2 protein-coding genes and 1 pseudogene are annotated in these 3,487 nt (G+C 63.8%); 1 reads left to right on the top strand and 2 read right to left on the bottom strand.

Features of this window, described 5'->3' with window-relative positions:
• Positions 1 to 96: 96 nt before the first annotated feature.
• On the bottom strand, positions 97 to 663 hold the full coding sequence (locus tag EOD07_RS27205; protein ID WP_127237595.1) for an XRE family transcriptional regulator: 567 nt from the start codon (positions 661 to 663) through the stop codon (positions 97 to 99).
• Between the two features lie 153 nt (positions 664 to 816).
• Between EOD07_RS27205 and EOD07_RS27200 the strand changes: the two are divergent.
• Positions 817 to 2,651: pseudogene (locus EOD07_RS27200) on the top strand (DUF87 domain-containing protein).
• Between the two features lie 177 nt (positions 2,652 to 2,828).
• Here EOD07_RS27200 and EOD07_RS27195 read toward each other — a convergent pair.
• A partial coding sequence (locus tag EOD07_RS27195) for a GGDEF domain-containing protein (protein WP_164772576.1) occupies positions 2,829 to 3,487 on the bottom strand: 659 nt, incomplete at its 5' end.

The following is a 3,487-nucleotide window of genomic DNA, read 5'->3' as shown; positions in this document are numbered from 1 at the left end:
AGATATAGGCATCGCCCTTGCCCCAGGGCGGGCCGTCATGGTCGTCGAGCAGCGGCCCGCCATTGTGCGAGCGCTTTGGCCGGCGAGACATCGGGGTCAGTCCCTGATCAGCGCCACGAGATACTCCGCCGCATCCGGTCCGGGAGCATGAAAGACGCAATCCGAGGGCGCGCCCAGCGCCAGGCAGTCGCCAGGCTCTAGCCTGTGCACCACATCGCCCTCGGTGAAATCGAGCCTCCCGTCGATCAGCCATATCTGCTGCTTGATGAAGGCGTAGGACGACGCCGGAAGGCTGACCTTGGCGCCTGCCGGCAGGCTGACCCTGATCAGTTCGAGCGGCATCTGCGATGCCGGCGACAGATGCCGCCTTATGTAACCGGTTGCCGGATCCCGCCAGACCGGCTGCTCCTCCTTACGCGAGACCCCGCCGCCTTGCGTCTCGGCTCGTGCGATCAGCGTCGACAACGTCATGCCGAAGGCCGCCGCGACGCGCACCAGAAGCGCCGCGGTCGGACTGGTCGTCCCGCGTTCGATGGCGCTCAGCATCGCCTTCGAGACGTCCGAGCGCTCGGCCAATTCAGCCAGAGACCAGCCCCTCATCGTTCTTTCGGAACGTATGCGCCTGCCGATCGTCGCTGTGATCTCATTCGATATATCGTCCATTCGTCCAATATATCGGAATTCCGAAAACGGGGAAGAGGCTGTTCGATCGAATTGTCGCGGCTGGCTTAACGCTGCCTACACCATCCGACCTCACGTGACTTTAACCCCGATCGGATAGGGTTCCTGCTCCAGGGGGAATGGGACCAGGGCATGATGTTTGTTGAACGCGAAGCCTCCGTCGGGGAACCGACCTCGCAGGAACGCCGCAACATCCAGCAGAACGACAAGCGTATTCTGGGCAATGTCGTGCAGTGCGACGGCGCCCGCGCCACCATCAGCGCCTTTGCAGAGGATGCCGAAGGCACAGTCACCGGCCTCTGGACCGTCGGCAGGATGATCTCGATCAATCTCGGCTCGACGAGAACGGTCGGCCTTGTCTATGCCATCGGCAAGTCGGACCTTCACTGGAACCACGATGGGCAGAACCTGATCGAGGTCAGCGTCGAGCTGGTCGGTGAAGTGCGTGACGGTGCCGAGCCCGGCGCCAGGCCGGTGTTCGACCGCGGCATCACCACCTATCCGCATATCGGCGCCATCGCCCACCGCATCCGCAGCCGCGACCTGCAGGCGGTCTACGACCTGGCCGGGCGCCATTCGGTGACCATCGGCACGCTGTCGCAGGATGAGTCGATCGACGCCAACATCGCCATCGACGACACGCTGGCGCGCCATTTCGCGATCGTCGGCACCACCGGCGTCGGCAAATCGACGGCGGTCTCGCTGCTCTTGCGCAAGACGATCCAGGCGCGTCCGGATCTGCGCGTGCTCATCCTCGACCCGCACAACGAGTTTGCCGCCTCGCTGCCGGAATATTGCGTCAGGGTCGACTCCAAGACGCTCGACCTGCCGTTCTGGATGTTCAGGCTGGAGGAGTTCGCCGAAGTGCTGTTTCGCGGCCGCGAGACGGTGCCCGAGGAAGTGGATGTCCTGCGCGACCTGATCCCGGCCGCCAAGAACCTCTACCGCAACCCGAATTCCGGCACCTATGTCAGGCGCGGCAGCGACGCGCTGACGGCGGACACGCCGGTGCCTTACCGCATTGCCGATCTCATCAAGCAGATCGACGAGCGCATGGGCATGCTTGAGGCCAAGAACGACCGACCGACCCTGAAATCGCTGAAGACGCGCATCGAATCGGCCGCCGCCGACCCGCGCTACCGCTTCATGTTCAATTCGCGGCTGATCGAGGACACGATCCACGAAACGATCGGCAATATTTTCCGCGTTCCGAGCCATGGCCGCCCGGTCACGTGCTTCGAGATGGCGGGCATGCCTTCGGAAGTCGTCAACTCGGTCTGCTCGGTGCTGGCGCGCCTGGCCTTCGACCTGGCCTTGTGGAGCGAGGGACGGCTGAGGCTGCTTCTGCTTTGCGAGGAGGCCCACCGCTACATGCCGGCCGATCCGCGCCTGGGCTTCGCGCCGACCAGGCATGCGCTGTCGCGCATCGCCAAGGAAGGCCGCAAATATGGCTGCTATCTCGGCGTCGTCACCCAGCGCCCGGGCGAGCTCGACCCGACCATCCTGTCGCAATGCTCGACCTTCTTCGCCATGCGCCTCGCCAACGAGCAGGACCAGGCGATCATCCGCTCGGCGATCGCCGACTCCTCGGCCTCGACGCTTGCCTTCCTGTCCTCCATGGGTCAGCGCGAAGCCATCGCCTTCGGCGAAGGCGTCGCGACGACCATGCGGCTGAAATTCGAGAAGCTGGCGCAGGAGTTCATCCCCGGCACCGCGAGGGGCGAGCAGATCGAGCCCCCGTGGACGGCAGCGACGTTGACCTGGCGATGATCGTCGAGCGGCTTCGCAACGTGCCGAAGCCGCAGCAGTCCATGGCCTTCGCCGAGGCGGTTGACTCAACTCGTCAAGCTGGCGACCCGGACTACAAGAAACCGGCCGCCGCCGCCCCTCGCGTCCAGCCCGACGACGACTTCGACACACGCTATGGCCTGAAGCCCTCGACCTTCGGCATGCGCCAGTTCAACGATTGAGTTCCCGTTCTGGCCTGAAACCGGCTCGAATGGGTAAATCCCGTCAGGAAATTCGTCAGGCTGAGTCGAATGGAGTCGCTGTCGAGAACCGGAGCGGAGCGGACATAGAGTCCGTGAGCACCGGAAGCGCAGACAGCGGCTCCAGGCGGCCAGCCTCACGAATTTTATGATGGGATTTTAGGCGCAGACGCGGTTGCGGCCCTGCTTCTTCGCCTCATAAAGCTGGCGATCGGCGCGGCGGTAGAAATCCTCCGCGCTCTCCTTGTGGTCCCATACCGCGAGGCCGACGCTGGTGGTGACCTTGAGACGCACATTGCCCGACATGATCGACAGGTTGGCGATCGCCTTGCGGATGCGCTCGGCGAACCGGGCGAGCAGTTCGACATCCATGTTGGGGGTGACGACGGCAAACTCCTCGCCGCCTAGCCGCGCCACCACATCGTGATAGCGCGTCATGCCTCTGAGACACGTGGCGACTGCCCTCAGCACCTCGTCGCCGACGTCATGGCCATGCGTGTCGTTGACCTGCTTGAAATGATCGAGATCGAGGATCATCAGCCCGACCGGCCTGTCGATGCGGCGAAACTCATGCAGATATTCGCGCAACGCATCGTCGAAATAGCGACGGTTCTGCATGCCGGTCAGGCCGTCGGTGAGCGCCGCCTGCTCGAGCGTCTGCGAACGGGCGCTGAGCGAAACCGTCATGGCCCTGAGCTTGCCCTCTTCCCGCACCTGGCCGCGGATCAGCGGGTAGATGAAGAAGGTGCCGAAGAACAGCGCGGTCGCCAGCAGCGCGCCGGTGACGAACAGTAATTTGTTGAGATAGACGATCTTGT

The organism is Mesorhizobium sp. M2C.T.Ca.TU.002.02.1.1 (assembly GCF_003997225.1).
This window is presented reverse-complemented; position numbering and strand designations above follow the sequence as displayed.